The sequence below is a fragment of the Pedobacter sp. BG31 genome, assembly GCF_042464845.1.
GTDB classification, from domain to species: Bacteria; Bacteroidota; Bacteroidia; order Sphingobacteriales; family Sphingobacteriaceae; genus Pedobacter; species Pedobacter suwonensis.
Window position 1 is genome coordinate 149868 of record NZ_JBHNZK010000011.1, and the last position, 19681, is coordinate 169548.

Sequence of the window (19681 nt, forward strand, 5' to 3'; positions counted from 1 at the left end):
TGAATATGAAAAAGCTTTACAAGCCAAAATTTGGTACTAACGGATTCAAAACAATGGTATTTGTTTTGGCAGGAACATTAATTTTTAGTTCATGTAAAAGAACAACTATTATCGAATACAATGAAGCTGGATATAATTCTGGTAACGGATCTGGTACAGGTACAAATCCAGCTACCGGGTTTACTAAACCAATAGTAGAAGTTGCAAATGGAAGTATTACCACCAATACCAAGTGGACTAAAGACAAAATTTACAGACTTAATGGTTTTGTTAGAGTGGGTAGAGATGCAAAAAATAAAGCAGGTTTAGCAGCAATTGAAGGAGTTACCTTAGAGATTGAAGCGGGTACGGTGATTATCGGAGACAGAGAGACAAAAGGTACTTTGGTTGTACAAAGAGGAAATAAAATAATTGCCGAAGGTACTGCATCTCAACCAATTATTTTTACTTCAGAACGTGCTCCGGGATTACGTGAGCCAGGAGATTGGGGTGGTGTTGTATTATGTGGAAAAGCAACTAACAATCAATCAGGTGGTGAAGCCGAATTAGAAGGCGCTTACGAAGGCTGGCACGGTGGCACGGTTGATACAGATAATTCTGGTATTTTAAAATATGTAAGAATTGATTATGCTGGTACGCCGATTAACCCTAACCAGGAGGTTAACTCATTAACAATGGGTTCAGTAGGTTCTGGAACTGTAATTGATTACGTGCAATGTTCTTATGGTCTAGATGATGCTTTTGAATGGTTTGGTGGAACTGTAAATGCGAAACACTTGATCGCTTACCGTGGGCTTGATGATGATTTTGACGTTGATTTTGGTTTCCGAGGTACCGTACAGTTTGCTATTGGCATCCGTGATGCAAATTCTGCCGACCAATCTGGTTCTAATGGTTTTGAAGTTGATAATGATGGAACTGGATCAAGTGTTACACCTTACACATCACCTCAGTTTTCGAATGTAACTATTATTGGCCCAAAGAAAGACAGAACAAAAACCATTTCAACTCAATTTCAAAATGCGATGCATTTGAGAAGAAATAATAAAATAAAAATCTACAATTCTGTATTTACAGCATACCCTAATGGATTGTTTATTGATGGGGCAACCACTTTGGCCAATGCTGCAAATGGCGAATTAGTATTAAAAAATATTGTTTTGGCAGGCGTCGATGGCTGGGGAGCAAACGGTTATGGTACAGGAGGTACAACGACATTCCCTAACCCAGTGGGTGTTGAAACGAAATCAACTGGCAATGTAGGTACTCAGGCAATTGATGTTTGGTTTAAAACAGCATCATTTGGAAATGAAACATATGGGAAATGGCAGGATTTAGGAATCGATGAAACTATTTTTGATTTAGGTGCTACTCCTAAATTCACATTAAATACGGGGTCAATTTTATTAGCAGGCGCTAGTTTTACAGGCTTAACTGGCTTTGATGTCGTAACTTATCGTGGTGCATTCGGCACTTCAGACTGGACATCAGGTTGGGCTAACTTTACGCCTCAAACTAATGTCTATTAAGATTTTTAGAATATAATTTAAAAGAGGCTGTCTCATTTATTTTGAGACAGCCTTTTTTTTTAAATCTATTTTAATTCTGCCTCTTCTTTTTCCGTCACTTTGGCTTTTTTGGTAACGGTTTTTACTGCTGAGGATTTTGTTGGCTTTTCTTTAACGGGTGGTGCAGCTTGTTCTTCTTCCTTAATAAACGGCACAATAGAATCATCTACAGCAGGAATAGTTACCTTTTTAGCAAGTTGTTTGGCAAACTTCTCAATTACTTTGTCGGTTTTTTTTGCTTTGCCATATTGATTAACTAATTCATTAAATGCAAAGGTTAATTTCGATTCTAATTCTTTACGTAGCTTTTTATTGGTCGAATGATTTTTCGACTTGGATTTATTCTTTTTCATCTACTTATGGGTTTTTACAAAAGTAGAAAAACAGAAAGTTAAGTTAATATTATGATTATGTTAACACTCGGATGGCTGCTTAACATACAAAATATTTGTCATAACTTAGGTTAAATTGCATAGACTGGTATTTAATCGAACAAATATGAATTATCCGATAGTAATAGGCGTTGCAGTTCTGGTCATTATTTTAATTGTTTATCTGATCGTCAGAAACCAAAAAGACAAAAAGGAGTTTGAGGAGGAGTTAATCCAATCAGAACTTCCCGCGGAGAAAGACGATAAAGAAAATAATTAAAAAGCATTTCCTGGTGCTACTTCACCACCTAAATCCAATGTATTTTGAAAGGCCTCCAGGTAGCCCAACAAATGGCGTTCTGCATTGGTATAAGAGGTAAATGTGGAAGCCGGTACATTGGCTTCCTGTCCGCTGGTATTTTTAAAGTGCGAACTGACCTGAAATGTAAAGGTTTTATCGTCATTAATTGGGGATAGAATCCTGGCCTTTACCGGATAGCCGTGAATTTCGACAAAGAATTCCTTGATAACAGTATAGATGATGGCGGCCATGTGTTTTTTCAGATTAACCCTTAAAAATACGGTAAATAAAGTGTTAATATACTTCTTATTGATAAGATAACATCATCTTAACTTATGGTTAACCTTAGCTTAACCTGTCTGGTCTTTTATTTGTTGCCAGGCTCATAAGCATATACCACCTCATACTTCAGGTTTTTCAGGTTGGTGGCAATTTGCCCTATTTTTAAGTTTTGTGCCTGAGGGGTAGGTTCACAGTAAGAATATTTTTTGCCCTTATAAGTAACTGCTTCACCCACTGGTTTGTCAAACTGTACCGCAATGGTTAAATGTTTGGGGTATAGTAATGCAATCATTGGCAGGTTATATATTTCCTTTACCAGGTAAAAGAATAATGCGGCCCGGTCGTCGCAGTCGCTATATGTACTCAATAAGGTTTGTTCTGGAGAAAAGCGTTTTTCCTTACCATAGTTTTCATTGTCATCTTCATATAGAAAGCCATAACGTGTAAATCTCATCAGGTAATCCACACCTTTTTTCTGATCCATGTTTTTCAGATTTTCTTTCAGTGTGGGAATAAGAGAACTGTATGTTTCTCTGCTCAGCGGGATATTGAAATAACTCTCAAAATCAACTACCGGATAATTTTTAAAAATGATCTGTACATCCTGATTAACTTTAAGTTTAAAATGATGTATTTTCTGTCGGTAGCTAAATTCAATGTCTTTTTCCTCGTAATTTTCAGGCTTAAAATCGGGCATTCTGGTTACCTTATAGGAAAATGGATTCTTGGCTTCTGGAATCGATATCTTCACGGGCTTGTAAGCATCCGCCTGTTTAAATAGTTTGCCGTAATCATGGTAGTTCAGGCATATAAACTTTTGCCCGTCAATCATAAAAAACGGAATATCGCTGATGTCTTCTTCGTTTCTTACATAGAAAATGACCTGCTCGTTGCCTACCGCCAACCTTGCATCGTAGCCGCATTTACTTAGTAAAAACCATTTATATAATGTATATCCAAAATAGTTGTTGGCTTTGGGACTAATCTGTTCTGCTGTTTTGCGGATCAGTTGATAATAGATCCAGTCGTTTAAATTAAATTTTTTCTGGTAGGTTTCTAAAGATGAGATAAGGGAAGCGTATCGTCCGGAAGAGATTTGATGATAAAAGTTCGAAACTGCTGAAGCTGTTGCCGTTTGAGGTATGGGAAAAACTATTGTGGAATCGACATTGAAATTAAAAGTCCCTTCATAAAAATCGAAAGCATATTGTTGTCCTTTTGAGCTGATGGCATTTGTCATCAGGCCAGCGAACAAAATAGACCTCAAAATGTAAATGTAAATTCCTCTTTTCAAACCGTGCCATATTTGGTTACATTAAATTTACTTATTATTAATATAAAATCAACAATTTCTTTATGTGAACCATTTAGACGGTACTTAATATTGTGTTAACATAATTGGCCGGCCTGCTGAAGCCGAAGTTTTTTTCTTATCAATCACTGGTGTAAGCAAATTTAGTCAGTCATTAATAAATTTCTATAAATAACATTTCATTAATACCAATTTAACATGGTCAGCCTACTTTTGTGGCATAAATATTTGGTTAGTATTTATAAAGTTTAGGTTAGTTGATAATAAAAAACCCAGATGGATGTCTGGGTTTTTTATTGCCTTAAATTATAGGTTTTTGCCGAGTTTTTCCAAAATTTCTGCTGGAATACTGTGGGTATCTACCACTAAGAAACCATCTAAACAATCAGAAAACTTAGGGTCGATATTGAATGAGATGATCTTTGCATTCAGGTTCATGTACTGCCTCAACAATACCGGGATTTTAATGTGCGTGTTTTCGATGTCTCCGATGATGCTGTCCAGATCTTTAAAAGATTCGCTGCTGTCAACCAGGGTATCGGTAGAAATAGGCAATAAATCGGCTTTAAATTTGTTTCGCGGTTTAACGTATTTGGCCATTTCGTAATCGAAATGGTTCTTGGTGATGTAATCTACAATTAAAGCCTTGCTGAATTTCGAGAAATTATTACTGATACTTACAGGACCGAACATATAGCGGTACTGTGGATTATCGATCAGGTATTTTAAAATTCCTTTCCATAACAGGAATAGCGGAAGTGGTTTGCCCTGGTATTCTTTTCTGATCCATGATCTGCCCAATTCAATACCCTGTCTCAACATCGGGTAGAATTGATCTTTCATTTTAAAGAGTTCAGAAAGGTAAAAACCACGGCGTCCCATGCTTTCTAAAATCTCATCACCTTTTCCAATCCGGTAAGCACCTACAATATTTTCTAAATCTTTATCCCATATAAATAAATGGTTATAGTAAATATCGTAATTATCCAGATCGATTTTTTTATTGGTCCCCTCGCCAACCTCACGGAAAGTGATTTCGCGTAAACGGCCGATTTCCCTTAAAATATTCGGTATTTTTAAAGTTGGGACAATGTATACCTCATAATTTTTCTCCGTCCAGACCCTGAAATCTTCCAGAGCTGCTACCTCATTTTTAATTAGGAGCCTTGAGGTTTCTTCAATTACCTCCGCAGGTTTCTTTTTAATTTTAAACAGGTTTAACGGATTAAACAGTTTTTTCTCTGTATCTAAACCAATACCAAGCGCATAGGTACGGGCCCTTAAAAAGTCCATCAGCTTATTGCTGCTGTTCATGTGCGAAATTTCAGAAACGGCTATTGGCTTACCAATCCGGACCTTGATGGTTCGTCCATGTTTGTTTAAAAATTCTGAAGGTAGTTTTGCCGTGCGCAGGGTAGGGTGTATAAAGCTTAAAATATTAAAGAAAACGCCATTATTACCATGGAAATAAATCGGTACAACGGGCACTTTAGCTTTAGCAATCAGTTTTCCAACAACAGGGTGCCACATCCTGTCGGTTACCTGCTGAGCATCTAACTTAAAGGTAGATACTTCTCCGGCAGGGAAAATGCCAATCGGTGTGCCGTTTCTGAGCAGGTCAAAAGTAGTTTTTAATCCGCTGATGCTGGAAGAATGCTGCACATTTTCGAAAGGATTAACCGCCACAAAAAACTCATCAAGGTTTGGTATTTTTTTCAGAATAAAATTGACCATTACCTTGGCATCTGGCCTAACGGTACACAATAGTTTAACCAGGGCCAAACCTTCTACACCGCCATAAGGGTGATTTGCAATAGCGATAAAAGGTCCTGTTTTTGGGATACTATTTAAGTCATCATCGTCGAATTCTATAGAAACACCAATGGTTTCCAATATCTTGTCTACAAATTCTAAGCCTTTAAAGTGTTGATTTTGAGCAAATACATCATTAATGTCGTTCAGTTTCATGATCTCCATCATCAAACCTGCTAAACCTGGTACACCTAGCTTATCTATCTTTGTTGCTTTCGCAAACTCAGATGTAGTTATGATTTTCATATAATTCTTAGATTGTTGATAGGCAAAACCTATGCAGTTTTGCAATTCCAAAAATAAGATTTATATTTATAATCCACATGTCATATCGCATCAATGAGAATTTGGTTCAACAAAAATTTTGGTGTTAGCAAAAGTGAATTCAACGGGCTGTTGTTCCTGGTCTTTATTATTATTGTGATTAAGGCTATCCCGATTTTGTATACCCGTTTCCAGCCGGTTTCGAAGGATGATCCTGATCTTTTGGCGCAGATTCAACAGATTAGTATAACAGACAAAGCGTATGATCATGTTGTTCGAGATAGGATTGAAGCTTCCAGCTATAAAAAAACAGGCAGACTTTTTAAATTTAACCCCAACACTTTAAATAAGGAAGGTTGGGAAACTTTAGGCTTATCGGCAAAACAGGCCCAATCGGTTGTAAACTATACGGCTAAGGGTGGCAGATTTTACAAACCCGAAGATCTTCAGAAGATGTATACCATTTCGCCGGAAATGTATAAAAAGATATTGCCTTATGCCCATATACCCGAGTCAACTAAGGTGTACAAAAATGATCCGCCTTCCGAAAGAAAAAAATATGTTAAAAAAGCTTTTGTAATTGTTGATATTAATACGGCAGATTCTACTCAATTGGATGAGATTAAAGGTATCGGCGAAACTTTTGCACGTAGAATTATAAAATATAGGGAACGTTTGGGTGGTTTTTACAAAAAAGAGCAGCTTCTTGAGGTTTATGGCTTAGACTCCGTTAAGTATGCGGAGATTAAAGACCAGATTAAAATTGGCGATACACCGCTAAAAACAATCAATATCAATAAGGCAGGTTTTAACGATTTAAAGCGTAGTCCATATCTGAGTTTCAAACAGATCAATGCCATTATTCAATATCGTAGGCAGCATGGCCATTATACAGGTGTAGCTGATTTAAAAAAGATTATTTTATTAAATCAGGAAGTGATCGATAAAATTACGCCTTATATTTCTTTCCAGAAAGAATATTAATTTTTGGTTTTGGAAAGCAAAACCTGTATTCCATAGTCAGGTTTCTTCCTGCTCTTCGCTTTACACCGTTGCACTCCGTGTTCGCTGTGATCAGGTTTAGTTACGGAGGACAGTGCAGCAAGCCTTTGCGCATAACTAAAGGCAGGTTGTTTCTGCACCCTGCAACCCCCAATCTGATTACCGGCCGTGCCACCTAAACCCAATGGAAGCGGGCACGCAGTAAAGCGGACAGTGGGACTGCGTGATCCTGAATGCTCCCAACTTGCTTTCCTAAAAAAAGCGTATTTAAGAGTTCCTTTGTTTTGGAAAGTAAAACCTGTATTCCATAGTCAGGTTTCTTCCTGCTCTTCGCTTTACTCCGTTGCACTCCGTGTTCGCTGCGATCAGGTTTAGATACGCAGGACAGTGCTGCGAGCCTTTGCGCATAATTAAAACAGCTTATTTCTGCACCCTGTAACCCCCAATCTGATTACCGGCCGTGCCACCTAAACCCAATGGAAGCGTGCACGCAGTAAAGCGGACAGTGGGACTGCGTGATCCTAGTGCTTCCGATTTGCTTTCCAAAAAAAAAGCGTATTTAAGAGTTCCGTTGTTTTGGAAAGCAAAACCTGTATTCCATCGTCAGGTTTCTTCCTGCTCTTCGCTTTACTCCGTTGCACTCCGTGTTCGCTGCGATCAGGTTTAGATACGCAGGACAGTGCTTCAAGCCTTTGCGCATAACTAAAGGCAGGTTGTTTCTGCACCCTGCAACCCCCAATCTGATTACCGGCAGTGCCACCTAAACCCAATGGAAGCGGGCACGCAGTAAAGCGGACAGTGGGACTGCGTGATCCTAGTGCTTCCGATTTGCTTTCCTAAAAAAAGCGTATTTAAGAGTTCCGTTGTTTTGGAAAGCAAAACCTGTATTCCATCGTCAGGTTTCTTCCTGCTCTTCGCTTTACTCCGTTGCACTCCGTGTTCGCTGCGATCAGGTTTAGTTACCCTGGACAATGCTGCAAGCCTTTGTGCATAACTAAAGGCAGGTTGTTTCTGCACCCTGCAACCCCCAATCTGATTACCGGCCGTGCCACCTAAACCCAATGGAAGCGGGCACGCAGTAAAGCGGACAGTGGGACTGCGTGATCCTGAATGCTTCCAACTTGCTTTCATAAAAAAACACGTTTAAGTATTTTAAGCTGTTAATCTTTTATCCGTATTCAAATGAATCTATTTTCCAAAATATTCGGTTACCTTTTTAAAAAATCATAAAAAACTTTACTCCTTAATTTTCGATGTTTAAAATTAACCGGGAAACTTATTGAACCGAATACCATTTCATTCTGTACTGGCACAAATATTTAATGATAACTAACTATCAAATAATTGTTTATAATTGCCTCAACTAACTATAAAAATATATATTTAATGAGCGTAAGCTTCGATTTTTCAGAAACAGAAACTCAGCAAAGTGTAAAGGCCATGGTCCGCGATTTTGCAGAGAAAAACATCCGTCCGCATATCATGGAATGGGATGAAGCACAGCATTTTCCTATAGATTTGTTTAAGCAGCTCGGGGCATTAGGGTTGATGGGTGTTTTGGTTCCCGAAGAATATGGCGGCTCTGGATTAGGCTATCAGGAATATGTTGACATCATTGTAGAAGTAGCCCGGGTTTGTGGTTCAATCGGTTTGTCGTTAGCAGCACATAACTCTTTATGTACGGGGCATATCCTCGCATTTGCCAGTGAAGAACAGAAACAGAAATGGCTTCCTAAACTGGCTACAGCCGAATGGATTGGTGCCTGGGGATTAACAGAGGCCAATACTGGTTCAGATGCCTTAAGAATGATGACTACGGCCGTTGAAGATGGTGATGATTACATTATAAACGGTGCCAAAAATTGGATTACCCATGGTAAAAGCGGCGATATTGCGGTGGTGATGGTAAGAACAGGTGAGCAGGGAAGTTCAAAAGGAATTTCGGCCATTGTAGTAGAGCGTGGTACGCCGGGTTTCTCCGCTGGAAAAAAAGAAAACAAACTCGGCATGCGGGCATCAGAAACTACGGAAATGATTTTTGATAATTGCCGTGTACCCAAAACCAACCTGTTAGGCAATGTTGGCGAAGGTTTTAAACAGGCCATGAAAGTGTTGGACGGCGGAAGGATTTCTATTGCCGCCTTGGCTTTAGGCATTGCAAAGGGTGCTTTTGATGCAGCGGTAGCTTATTCTAAACAACGGCAACAGTTTGGTCAACCTATTTCCAGTTTCCAGGCCATTAGTTTCAAGCTTGCTGATATGGCTACAGAGATTGAAGCTGCAGCGCTATTGATCCGCCAGGCAGCTGATTTAAAGAACAGGCACTTACCTATGACAAAAGAATCGGCTATGGCAAAATATTTTGCCTCGGAGGTTTCAGTGAAAGTTGCTACAGATGCCGTTCAGATTTTTGGCGGATATGGTTATACAAAAGATTTTCCGGTAGAGAAATTTTATCGTGATAGTAAATTATGTACAATAGGAGAGGGCACCTCAGAAATACAAAAGATTGTGATTGCCCGCGAAGTATTATCGAGGTAGTGGTAAAAGTATAGGGTTTAAGGCTAATATCAATCACGCTAAACCCTATGCCCTAAACCTTACACCTTATTAAAAACCAAATATATTATGAGTAATCCGGACGGTTTAACCACCTCCGGATTTTTTATTTAAAATTTTAAAACCGCTGATCTTGATATGCTGTTTTGAATAAAGACTTTAACAGTTTTCAGTTGGCGATTACCAATGAATAAATGATCACTGAATTAATGAACGATAAAAATGGCAAAGTATTCAGAAAAAGCTGGTGAGAAAGTAGAAAAAACCATGCACGAAATGAAAGAAGGTAAGCTTAAGAGCGGGACCGGTAAAAAAGTAACTTCCAAAAAGCAGGCAATTGCTATCGGGTTATCGGAAGCCAGAAAAGCAGGAGCCAAGGTGCCTAAAAAAGGTTAGGAGGTGGAAGGTTTATGGTATAAGGTTAAAACTAAACGTCAAAATAATAATTTCCCCTAAACCCTAAACCCTAAACCCTAAACCCTAAACCCTAAACCCTAAACCCTAAACCCTAAACCCTAAACCCTAAACCGCTTATTGCGGTATATCCTTGGAAGTTAAAATGCTATCAACTACGTAAACACTAAATCCGCGCCATGGCAGAGAGTGTTTATATTCTTTGTAGTGTAATTCGAAAAACCTGCCACTATTGGCCATCATTTTTTCAGCAATTTCCTTGTTGGCAATAGAAAATTCGAATTCGTTGTTTTGTAGTGTTCCTGTTTGTCGCGATTTTATGCCACTCTGGATTAATTTGCCTTCATAGGTTTTAAAAACGTAGCCTTTTTTCACCACATAGTTTAATTCGCCTGCTTTAACACCTTCACCAAAGACAAAGAAATACCGATAGTAACAAGTTGCTATTAATATAATAACCACGATAACGGCGATAATCGAGCCTACTTTTTTACCTGTTGTCATAAAGTATAATGTATATATAAATGTAGGTAAACAATAGTTTAGTTTAATCGATGATTTAAATAATATTTCTTTTTATAAAATCTTTCTCATTTTCAATATTTTGCTTACATTTGCAGCCCCGATAATACGGGAAAATTTAAAAACCACGAGAGGAGGTATTTCAGCGTTATGATCATTATCAACATTAAAGACGGCGAATCATTAGATAAAGCCCTTAAACGTTTCAAGAAAAAGTTTGAAAAAACTGGTGTATTGAGAGAATTACGTAGCCGCCAGGCATACGAGAAAAAATCCGTTGCACGCCGTACTGAAATTAAACATGCTGTTTACATTCAGAATATGAATCAAGATACAACTGCATAGTTGTTTAAGATATAATATATTAAAGTCTTCCGATTAACATCGGGAGACTTTTTTGTTTTTGGGGTCACTCAAAACTTTACAATAAACAATTAATGATTTCTTTATATCAAAACAATTTGTAACTTCATATCAATGCCCCATAAAAGATATTGAATGTTGCTAAAAAGTTTTATTACCTATTTAACTCACGAGAAGCGCTATTCTCAGCACACTGTCACATCTTATCAAACCGATTTAGATCAGTTTGAAGAATTTGTTAAAGCATTGGAACTTGATTTTTCTGAAGTAAAACATAGTCACCTGCGCAGTTACCTGGTGGAGCTGATGGAAAAGGAAAATTCAGAAAATACCATCAACAGAAAAATTTCTGCTTTAAGAAGTTTTTACAAGTTTTTGCACCGCTCAGGAAAAATCGATCAAAATCCCAGCCTTTTAATTAAAGCACCTAAAATACCGAAAAGACTACCTGTGTTTGTGGACGCCCGGAAAATGGACCAACTGTTGGATTCTGAGCGTTATTTCGATGAAAGTTTCCCTTCTGTCCGCGATCATTTGGTTATCGAACTGCTTTTCGGAACGGGTATACGTTTAACCGAACTATTGCAGTTAAAAGATACTGATATTGATCTATATTCAGGAACGATAAAGGTATTGGGTAAAAGAAACAAGGAAAGAATAGTGCCTATAAATAAACAGCTTATCAATCAGGTAAATACCTATATTGACTTAAAAAAGTTGCAAAACTTTAATAACAATTCACTAATATTAATCGTTACCAATACAGGTGCAGCGGCATATCCGAAATTAATATACCGCATTGTTACCTCATACCTAAACCATGTATCAACCAATGAAAAGAAAAGCCCCCACGTGTTGCGGCACAGCTATGCAACCAGCCTGTTAAATGCAGGTGCAGATTTAAATGCTATTAAGGAACTCCTGGGCCATTCCAGTTTAGCGGCTACCCAGGTTTACACCCACAATTCGATCGAAAGATTAAAAACAATTTATAAACAAGCCCATCCAAAGGCATAAAAAAAGGAGGAAAAATGAAAATCGGAGTTCAATCAATCCACTTCAATGCAGATAGTAAGTTGTTAGATTTTATACAGAAAAAAGCAAATAAGCTTGATCAGTTTTTTGACCAGATCATTAGCGGAGAAGTGTATTTAAAGTTAGAGAACGTAGAGGACGAGGCGAATAAGATCAGTGAGATAAAACTCATTGTACCCGGAGGCACCCTCTTCGCGAAGGAACAATGTAAATCATTTGAAGAAGCCACCGATCTGGCCATCGAGTCGTTAAGAAAGCAGATTACTAAACATAAAGATAAAACACGTGCAAAATTAAGTGAGCATAAGGCAATTTTAAGTGAGATTGAAGCTACTGATTATTAAGTAAATATTGCTTAAAAAATAAATTTCAAAATAGCGAACCTAAAAAATTCGCTATTTTTTTTCAAAATACTTTTGAAGTAATAATTAAATTTTTTTACTTTTAAAAATATCTAAATTTTCATTCTCACCACTTCGAAATATCATGTTTTGTTTTTTTTGATAGATTATGAAAATAAAAAATGCTTAATTAATCAAAATTATATGAAACGATTCAAAAACAATTCAAAAACAATTCAAAAACAATTCAAAAACAATTCAAAAACTCTTAGCAGTTTTGTTAACCACAATTTTATTTTTTACAAGCTGTAAAAAGACACAGCCTGATTCTGATGCTGTAATTTGGAACGCAAGAAAAATAGCTATTCAAAATAAAGTAAAAACTGATATTGCTAATCTTAAAGTGCTGCTACCCTATACAATTTCCAGAGCAGTTAACGGCAATATTTCTTTGGATAATCAAAAAATTAATGAATATTTTAGCATTAATAGTTCGTCATTAAATAAGGTTTCTACAGTTATAAAGCCAAAAAATACTAATGATATTATTGCTAACATAAAAGCAAAACAGTTAAGTTCTACAACTCCTATTGTTGGCGAGCCAGGAGATCCGGTAGATGAAGAAGATCCTTATGAGGTATTAACCAGCGTCGGTTATAGGAATAATTATAGGATTGCTACTGAAAACTATACAGATCTTAACTCGTATATTTTTACTTTGAATGCAATTAGCCAAGATATAATTAATACTGCATTATTAACTGTTGATGAAAAAGTGATGATGTATACTGAAATTGAATTTTTAAAACAATTTGCAACAGATTTGGAAACCAATCCTGATTATTGGATAACTATGTATGCACCCATTGAGTATAGAAATCAAACAAGTTTTATAAAAAATAGTTCATTAATGTCGATCGGAAATATAGATTTAACAGGGAAAACTATTATGGCCGGTGCTAAACCAAATCAAGGATGTAAGATTGATACTCGTAGTGTTTTAATTGGAGGTGTAGTCAGTGGTTTTTGGGCTGCTGTAGGAGCTGCTAAAGTTGGCGCTTTGGCTGGAACGGTAACTGTCCCAGGCATAGGTACTGTGACTGGTGCAGTTAGTGGTTTTATGGCTGGATTTGCTAGTGGATTTACTGTTGGGGTAGTAACAGGTGTAGTAGGGAGCTTATTATATACTTGTGGTAGATAAATAAACCATATTAATGAAAAAATTTGAGACAAAAAAGCTAAATAGAAGGCAATATATTTGGTCATTTATCGATGGTTACTTATCAATGTTTTTTTTAATATTTATTGGAGAGATAGTTTTTGCGCCATACGGAACGGCAGACTATACCAATGGTTGGTTTTACATCTGTTTGATTACTGCTTTAATAATTACATTTTGGTTTAATTATTATAGTATTCGTTGGCTTGTTAAATTTATTAGAAATAAAGAACCTATGCCAGAATAGCCAGTGTAATGAAAAAACACGTGCAAAGTTAATTGAGGTTGTAATGAAAGATTATTAGTAAAATCTCTCCAATATTACAATGTAGCGGAGCGGTACAATTTAATGTGCCGCTCTTTTTATTTTCCTTTGCTATCGTCATCTCGAGCGGAGTGTAACGTAGCCGAGAGATCTATCTTGAGAATACTTTTTATTTAGATCTCTCTCCCGAACGATCGTGACTGCGCTTCAGTCGAGATCACGACTTTCCTTATATTAGTTTCTTCAAATAATTTAAGGAAACAGGAAGCTATTCATACAATTTCTATGGACCTAATTTAATTTTCCAATTTCCCTCGCCGTCGAAAAACAGTCTTCGACGCATAAATTTTAACCTTTATTTGGCTTAATTTTATTTTTTATTCACCGTTAATAATTGTGATTACAGTTTATAACCTTGTCAAGGTTGAAAATGACCATAAAAAAAATGAAAAAAATATTCAATTTTAAGAGATTGATTATGAAGCTTCTTCAGGTAGATGACGGGCTTTGATCTGAATAACTTCATTATTTTTTTTCAAAATTATTTTGAAGTGAAATATAAGTGTGTATATTTGCATTCCCTTTCGGAAACGGTGTTAGGCTAGGAAGAAAAGGATAGTTCTGTGAAAAGATAAAAGTTTTAAAAAAACACGTTAATAGTATGAAAAATGAAGATTTTTCGTATCATTGCAGAAAATTTAAAGCCTCCTTAGCTCAGCTGGTAGAGCAACTGACTTGTAATCAGTAGGTCATTGGTTCGATTCCGATAGGAGGCTCTTTTTATGTTAAAGTGTTAGCATTTTAAAGTAAAAAACGGGGAGATACCAGAGCGGCCAAATGGGACAGACTGTAACTCTGTTGTCGTAAGACTTCGAAGGTTCGAATCCTTCTCTCCCCACACTTTAAATGAATGACCAAATGTTTTAATGGCAGAATAAATCTCTCATTCTTTCATTCAATCAATCACTAGTTTTAAAAGCGGAAGTAGCTCAGTTGGTAGAGCGATAGCCTTCCAAGCTATAGGTCGCGAGTTCGAACCTCGTCTTCCGCTCTAAAAATAAAGTGAGCAGTTAATGGTTGTCAGTTTGGTGGTTTTGCTAAAACTGAATGCTGAAACTAGAAACTAAAAAGCCGAAGTAGCTCAGCGGTAGAGCACTTCCTTGGTAAGGAAGAGGTCGTGGGTTCAAGTCCCATCTTTGGCTCAAGGATAATAAAGCTTTGTTAAATCTGTTTAATATGCAGGGTAGACAAGGTTTTTTGTGTTGCATTGCATCAAAACAATTAATAAAAATAATAAAAAGTTAACCTACTAATTAGTTATAAATAAAATGGCAAAAGAAAAATTTGACCGCAGTAAACCGCACTTAAACATCGGTACAATCGGTCACGTGGATCACGGTAAAACAACTTTAACAGCGGCTATTACAAAAGTTTTAGCTGATGCTGGTTTAACTGAGGCACGTTCATTCGATTCAATTGACTCTGCTCCAGAGGAAAAAGAAAGAGGTATTACAATCAATACAGCTCACGTTGAGTATTCAACAGCTAACCGTCACTATGCACACGTTGACTGTCCAGGTCACGCGGATTACGTGAAAAACATGGTTACTGGTGCTGCTCAGATGGACGGTGCAATTATCGTTGTTGCTGCTACTGATGGTCCAATGCCACAAACTCGCGAGCACATCCTATTAGCTCGTCAGGTTGGTGTTCCTTCATTGGTTGTATTCATGAATAAAGTGGATATGGTTGATGATCCTGAATTATTAGAATTAGTAGAAATGGAAGTTCGTGAATTATTATCATTCTACGAATTCCCAGGTGATGATATTCCTGTAATCCAAGGTTCTGCACTAGGTGGATTAAACGGAGATGCTAAATGGGTTGGTAAAATCATGGAATTAATGGATGCTGTAGATAGCTACATTCCAATTCCTCCACGTTTAACTGATCTTCCTTTCTTAATGCCTGTTGAAGACGTATTCTCAATCACTGGTCGTGGTACTGTTGCTACTGGTCGTATTGAGCGTGGTGTAATCAACTCTGGAGATCCGGTTGAGATCTTAGGTATGGGTGCTGAGAACTTAAAATCTACAGTAACTGGTGTTGAGATGTTCCGTAAAATCTTAGATTACGGTGAAGCTGGTGATAACGTAGGTTTATTGTTACGTGGTATTGAGAAAACTGATATCCGTCGTGGTATGGTAATCTGTAAACCAGGTTCAGTAACTCCTCACACTGATTTCAAAGCTGAGATCTATGTATTATCAAAAGCTGAAGGTGGTCGTCATACTCCATTCTTCAACAAATATCGTCCTCAATTCTATTTCCGTACTACAGACGTAACTGGTGAGATCTCACTAGCTGAAGGAACTGAAATGGTTATGCCAGGTGATAACGTTACAATCACTGTTAAATTAATTAACGCGATTGCAATGGAAAAAGGTCTACGTTTCGCTATCCGTGAAGGTGGTAGAACAGTAGGTGCTGGTCAGGTAACTGAAATCTTAGCTTAATTTTAAGCTACAACAATACAAAAGAGAGCTGGTTTAGGCTAGCTCTCTTTTAAATACACGGGAATAGTTCAACGGTAGAATAGAGGTCTCCAAAACCTTTGATCAGGGTTCGAATCCTTGTTCCCGTGCTTAATATTGATTGAGTACAAGAATGAGTGAATGATTGAATTTGAGGCTTCGTTTCAAGTAATATCATCCACTCATTTACTCATTCATTCATTCAATAATTTGATATGGCTAAAGTAGTTGAGTTTATAAAAGAATCGTACGATGAAATGACCCAAAAGGTTACCTGGCCTACCTGGGGCGAACTGCAAAGTTCTGCAATTCTCGTATTAGTGGCTTCTTTAATTATTGCATTGGTTATTTTTGCAATGGATAAAGGATCGACATTTGTGTTAGATACTTTTTATAAATCACTTTCTAATTAATATTTACTAATGAGCGATCTAAAGTGGTACGTTGTAAGGGCGGTTAGCGGTAAGGAAAAGAAAGTAAAACAGTACATTGATGCTGAGATCAGCCGTTTAGGTTTCTCTCATTTGGTTCCCCAGGTTTTAATACCGATGGAAAAATATTACCAGATGAAAGATGGTAAAAAAATTGCCAAAGAACGTAACTTTTATCCGGGTTATGTTTTAATCGAAGCAACATTGGATGGAGAATTAGAACATATCATTAAAGGTATAAACAGTGTAATTGGTTTCTTAGGCGATAAAGCTGGTAATCCAATCCCAATGCGCCAGGCAGAAGTTAACCGTATTTTAGGTGTGGTTGATGAGATGAGCGAGCAGGGCGAAACGATGAATGTCCCTTACTACGTTGGCGAAGGCATCAAAGTAATGGACGGACCTTTCAATGGTTTCTCCGGTATTATTGAAGAGGTAAACGAAGAGAAGAAAAAACTAAAAGTAATGGTTAAAATCTTCGGTCGTAAAACACCACTGGAACTTAACTACATGCAGGTAGAAAAAGAATAATAAAAATATTAAACATTAAAAGCTCCGGATTACCGGGGCTTTTTTTATGATCATGAATTTGCTGAGGTTATGTTGTAATAAGTAATAAATTTTAGTATTTGCTCGTTAAATATATAATAATCGAATTCAGATCCTGGTTCTGCGTAAAAACTACAATAAATTAATTTATTAATACTATTGTTTTACTGTAAGTTAATCCATATCTTTGCAGTCCTTTAAGTTTTATAGGAACTCTAAGGAATTAAATGTTACATGCTTCCAATATTTAACATTGAGTTTTAAATAAACAAAAAACACAAAATGGCAAAAGAAGTCAGTGCAATGATCAAATTACAGATCAAAGGCGGAGCGGCAAATCCATCGCCACCAGTAGGACCTGCATTAGGTGCTAAAGGGGTGAACATTATGGAGTTTTGCAAACAGTACAACGCTCGTACCCAAGATAAAGCAGGTAAAGTATTGCCAGTTGTAATTACTGTTTATGCTGATAAGTCATTCGATTTCATCATCAAAACCCCTCCGGTAGCTATTCAGTTAAAAGATGCTACTAAATTACAGAGTGGTTCTGCTGAGCCTAACCGTAAAAAAGTTGGGTCGGTGACCTGGGACCAGATTAAAGTTATTGCTGAGGATAAAATGCCTGATTTAAATGCATTTACAATCGAATCAGCAATGAGTATGGTTGCTGGAACAGCACGCAGTATGGGAATCACCGTTTCTGGTGACGCACCCTGGAACAATTAATTAAAAAACAGTTTACAACAGTGGCGAAATTAACTAAAAATCAAAAAAAGGCACATGCTAAAATAGAAGCTGGTAAAGCTTATACTTTGAAGGATGCTGCTGCTTTGGTAAAAGAAATCACTACTACTAAATTCGATGCTTCAGTTGATATTGATGTATCTTTAGGTGTAGATCCGCGTAAAGCCAATCAAATGGTACGTGGTATTGCTACTTTACCACACGGAACAGGTAAAACTGTACGTGTTTTAGCTTTGGTAACTCCTGATAAGGAAGAAGAAGCAAAAGCAGCTGGCGCAGACTTCGTAGGTTTAGACGAGTATGTAGCTAAAATTGAAGGTGGTTGGACCGATGTAGACATTATTATCACTACACCAGCTTGTATGGCTAAGGTAGGTAAATTGGGCCGTGTTTTAGGTCCAAGGAACTTAATGCCTAACCCAAAATCAGGAACAGTAACTAACGAAGTTGGTAAAGCTGTAACAGAGGTTAAAGCAGGTAAAATTGATTTTAAAGTAGACAAAACGGGTATCATACACGCCTCGATAGGAAAAGTATCATTCCCAGCAGACAAAATTTATGAGAACGCACTTGAGATTATTCAAGTAATTTCTAAATTAAAACCATCTGCTGCAAAAGGAACTTATTTTAAGAGCATTCACGTGTCTTCAACAATGAGTCCTGGGATTGCAATTGAAACAAAATCAGTAGCGGGGATCTAATCATGAACAGAGAAGAAAAAAACGAAGTAGTTTTAGAACTACAAGGACAAATGCAGGAATTTGGCAATTTTTATATTGCTGATACTTCCAGTCTTTCTGTTGAGCAGATCAATAACATCCGTCGCAAATGTTTTGAAGGCGATATCGTGATGAAGGTTGCTAAAAATTCTTTAATCCGTAAAGCGATTGAAGGTTTAGATGGCGATGCTTCTGAGATATACGAAGCGCTTAAAGGTTCATCATCATTATTATTCTCAAAAACAGCTAATGCTCCGGCTAAGTTGATTAAAGCTTTGAGAAAAACATCTGATAAACCAGTGCTTAAAGCAGCGTTCATAGATTCATCAGTATATGTTGGCGATGACCAATTGAATAACTTAGTAAGCTTGAAATCAAGAGAAGAGCTTATCGGAGATATCGTTGGATTATTACAATCACCAGCTAAAAATGTTCTATCTGCGCTTCAATCAGGCGGTAGCAAAATTGCAGGAATTGTTAAAACTCTTCAGGAAAGAGAAGGTTAACGGACACCTTAAGTTCGCAAATTAAACACAATTATTTTTACGTAAATTTTTAAAATCTTAATAAAATGGCAGATTTAAAAGCGTTTGCTGAGCAATTGGTAAACTTAACAGTTAAAGAAGTTAATGAATTAGCTCAAATCTTAAAAGATGAGTACGGTATTGAGCCTGCAGCTGCTGCTGTAGTTGCTGGTCCTGCTGCTGGTGGTGATGCACCTGCTGCTGCTGCAGAAAAAACATCTTTTGATGTAATCTTAAAAGAAGCTGGTGGTCAGAAATTAGCAGTTGTAAAACTTGTTAAAGACTTAACTGGTTTAGGTTTGAAAGAAGCTAAAGACTTAGTAGACGGTGCACCAAAAGAATTAAAAGCTGGTGTTGCTAAAGACGAAGCAGAAGCTCTTAAAAAACAATTAGAAGAAGCTGGAGCAGTAGTTGAGATTAAGTAATCACTTAACTTAGCTAAGCTAAAAATGTATTAGACACCGACTGAAAATGTCGGTGTCTTTACCTGTTTATAAACACCTCATTTTGTTTGGTTAATGAGCCTGTTTGAAATTCGAACCAAACAAAT

The 19681-nt window shown here is 37.1% G+C and carries 22 protein-coding genes and 5 tRNA genes; 22 read left to right on the forward strand and 5 right to left on the reverse strand.

Going from position 1 to position 19681, the window contains the following annotated elements:
- Positions 1–5: 5 nt before the first annotated feature.
- Positions 6–1529 (forward strand): hypothetical protein, encoded by a 1524-nt coding sequence (locus ACFE6N_RS14655; RefSeq protein ID WP_378937617.1) that lies wholly within the window; start codon positions 6–8, stop codon positions 1527–1529.
- Between the two features lie 65 nt (positions 1530–1594).
- Here the strand turns inward: ACFE6N_RS14655 and ACFE6N_RS14660 are convergent, their stop codons facing one another.
- A complete protein-coding gene (locus ACFE6N_RS14660; protein WP_378937619.1) occupies positions 1595–1921 on the reverse strand; it encodes a hypothetical protein in 327 nt (108 codons plus the stop codon).
- Positions 1922–2066: 145 nt separating this feature from the next.
- Here ACFE6N_RS14660 and ACFE6N_RS14665 point away from each other — a divergent pair, with 145 nt between their 5' ends.
- The gene (locus tag ACFE6N_RS14665; protein ID WP_378937621.1) at positions 2067–2219 is read left to right on the forward strand and encodes a hypothetical protein; all 153 of its coding nucleotides are present in this window, start codon (positions 2067–2069) and stop codon (positions 2217–2219) included.
- Here ACFE6N_RS14665 and ACFE6N_RS14670 read toward each other — a convergent pair.
- The 3 genes from ACFE6N_RS14670 to ACFE6N_RS14680 form a co-directional block, all read right to left on the reverse strand.
- Positions 2216–2491 carry a hypothetical protein gene (locus tag ACFE6N_RS14670; protein WP_378937623.1) on the reverse strand — a complete coding sequence of 92 codons (276 nt, stop codon included), beginning with the start codon at positions 2489–2491 and terminating at the stop codon, positions 2216–2218. The genes ACFE6N_RS14665 and ACFE6N_RS14670 overlap by 4 nt on opposite strands.
- Positions 2492–2607: 116 nt before the next feature.
- The gene (locus tag ACFE6N_RS14675; RefSeq protein WP_378937625.1) at positions 2608–3816 is read right to left on the reverse strand and encodes a hypothetical protein; all 1209 of its coding nucleotides are present in this window, start codon (positions 3814–3816) and stop codon (positions 2608–2610) included.
- A 324-nt stretch (positions 3817–4140) separates the two neighbouring features.
- Positions 4141–5892 (reverse strand): lysophospholipid acyltransferase family protein, encoded by a 1752-nt coding sequence (locus ACFE6N_RS14680; RefSeq protein ID WP_090982762.1) that lies wholly within the window; start codon positions 5890–5892, stop codon positions 4141–4143.
- 93 nt (positions 5893–5985) lie between these two features.
- On the opposite strand from ACFE6N_RS14680, the gene ACFE6N_RS14685 reads away from it, so the two are divergent.
- From ACFE6N_RS14685 to ACFE6N_RS14695, 3 genes are all read left to right on the forward strand, one after another.
- The gene (locus ACFE6N_RS14685) at positions 5986–6894 is read left to right on the forward strand and encodes a ComEA family DNA-binding protein (RefSeq protein WP_378937628.1); all 909 of its coding nucleotides are present in this window, start codon (positions 5986–5988) and stop codon (positions 6892–6894) included.
- Between the two features lie 1404 nt (positions 6895–8298).
- Positions 8299–9453, forward strand: coding sequence for an acyl-CoA dehydrogenase family protein (locus ACFE6N_RS14690; RefSeq protein ID WP_378937630.1), 1155 nt, complete (start codon positions 8299–8301; stop codon positions 9451–9453).
- A 240-nt stretch (positions 9454–9693) separates the two neighbouring features.
- A complete protein-coding gene (locus tag ACFE6N_RS14695) occupies positions 9694–9867 on the forward strand; it encodes a DUF6496 domain-containing protein (protein WP_166672317.1) in 174 nt (57 codons plus the stop codon).
- Positions 9868–10002: 135 nt separating this feature from the next.
- On the opposite strand, the gene ACFE6N_RS14700 is transcribed toward ACFE6N_RS14695, so the two are convergent.
- Positions 10003–10389 carry a hypothetical protein gene (locus ACFE6N_RS14700; RefSeq protein WP_090982775.1) on the reverse strand — a complete coding sequence of 129 codons (387 nt, stop codon included), beginning with the start codon at positions 10387–10389 and terminating at the stop codon, positions 10003–10005.
- 168 nt (positions 10390–10557) lie between these two features.
- Here ACFE6N_RS14700 and rpsU point away from each other — a divergent pair, with 168 nt between their 5' ends.
- The 17 genes from rpsU (at position 10558) to rplL (ending at position 19556) form a co-directional block, all read left to right on the forward strand.
- Positions 10558–10752 carry a 30S ribosomal protein S21 gene (gene rpsU, locus ACFE6N_RS14705; protein ID WP_086549247.1) on the forward strand — a complete coding sequence of 65 codons (195 nt, stop codon included), beginning with the start codon at positions 10558–10560 and terminating at the stop codon, positions 10750–10752.
- 153 nt (positions 10753–10905) lie between these two features.
- Positions 10906–11787: a tyrosine-type recombinase/integrase gene (locus ACFE6N_RS14710; RefSeq protein ID WP_378937633.1), complete on the forward strand. Its 882-nt coding sequence runs from the start codon at positions 10906–10908 to the stop codon at positions 11785–11787.
- 14 nt (positions 11788–11801) lie between these two features.
- Complete coding sequence (gene hpf / locus ACFE6N_RS14715; protein ID WP_090982779.1) at positions 11802–12149, forward strand: ribosome hibernation-promoting factor, HPF/YfiA family; 348 nt, start codon at positions 11802–11804, stop codon at positions 12147–12149.
- Positions 12150–12423: 274 nt separating this feature from the next.
- Positions 12424–13347 carry a hypothetical protein gene (locus ACFE6N_RS14720; protein WP_378937635.1) on the forward strand — a complete coding sequence of 308 codons (924 nt, stop codon included), beginning with the start codon at positions 12424–12426 and terminating at the stop codon, positions 13345–13347.
- A gap of 13 nt (positions 13348–13360) precedes the next feature.
- Complete coding sequence (locus tag ACFE6N_RS14725) at positions 13361–13612, forward strand: hypothetical protein (RefSeq protein WP_378937637.1); 252 nt, start codon at positions 13361–13363, stop codon at positions 13610–13612.
- Positions 13613–14333: 721 nt separating this feature from the next.
- Positions 14334–14406, forward strand: a tRNA-Thr gene (locus ACFE6N_RS14730).
- Positions 14407–14445: 39 nt separating this feature from the next.
- Positions 14446–14528 (forward strand) — tRNA-Tyr (locus tag ACFE6N_RS14735).
- An 80-nt stretch (positions 14529–14608) separates the two neighbouring features.
- Positions 14609–14681, forward strand: a tRNA-Gly gene (locus ACFE6N_RS14740).
- A gap of 79 nt (positions 14682–14760) precedes the next feature.
- Positions 14761–14832, forward strand: a tRNA-Thr gene (locus ACFE6N_RS14745).
- A 126-nt stretch (positions 14833–14958) separates the two neighbouring features.
- Entirely contained in the window at positions 14959–16146 is a 1188-nt protein-coding gene (tuf, locus tag ACFE6N_RS14750; protein WP_010601091.1) for an elongation factor Tu, read from the forward strand.
- Between the two features lie 57 nt (positions 16147–16203).
- Positions 16204–16274: transfer RNA gene (locus ACFE6N_RS14755), tRNA-Trp, on the forward strand.
- A gap of 105 nt (positions 16275–16379) precedes the next feature.
- A complete protein-coding gene (gene secE, locus ACFE6N_RS14760; protein ID WP_029279332.1) occupies positions 16380–16577 on the forward strand; it encodes a preprotein translocase subunit SecE in 198 nt (65 codons plus the stop codon).
- 9 nt (positions 16578–16586) lie between these two features.
- The gene (nusG, locus tag ACFE6N_RS14765; RefSeq protein WP_025143263.1) at positions 16587–17126 is read left to right on the forward strand and encodes a transcription termination/antitermination protein NusG; all 540 of its coding nucleotides are present in this window, start codon (positions 16587–16589) and stop codon (positions 17124–17126) included.
- Between the two features lie 300 nt (positions 17127–17426).
- Positions 17427–17870 carry a 50S ribosomal protein L11 gene (gene rplK, locus ACFE6N_RS14770; RefSeq protein ID WP_010601094.1) on the forward strand — a complete coding sequence of 148 codons (444 nt, stop codon included), beginning with the start codon at positions 17427–17429 and terminating at the stop codon, positions 17868–17870.
- A gap of 20 nt (positions 17871–17890) precedes the next feature.
- On the forward strand, positions 17891–18589 hold the full coding sequence (gene rplA, locus ACFE6N_RS14775) for a 50S ribosomal protein L1 (RefSeq protein WP_025143259.1): 699 nt from the start codon (positions 17891–17893) through the stop codon (positions 18587–18589).
- Positions 18590–18591: 2 nt separating this feature from the next.
- A complete protein-coding gene (gene rplJ / locus ACFE6N_RS14780) occupies positions 18592–19113 on the forward strand; it encodes a 50S ribosomal protein L10 (protein ID WP_090502367.1) in 522 nt (173 codons plus the stop codon).
- 65 nt (positions 19114–19178) lie between these two features.
- Positions 19179–19556 carry a 50S ribosomal protein L7/L12 gene (gene rplL, locus ACFE6N_RS14785; RefSeq protein WP_010601097.1) on the forward strand — a complete coding sequence of 126 codons (378 nt, stop codon included), beginning with the start codon at positions 19179–19181 and terminating at the stop codon, positions 19554–19556.
- Positions 19557–19681 lie beyond the last annotated feature (125 nt).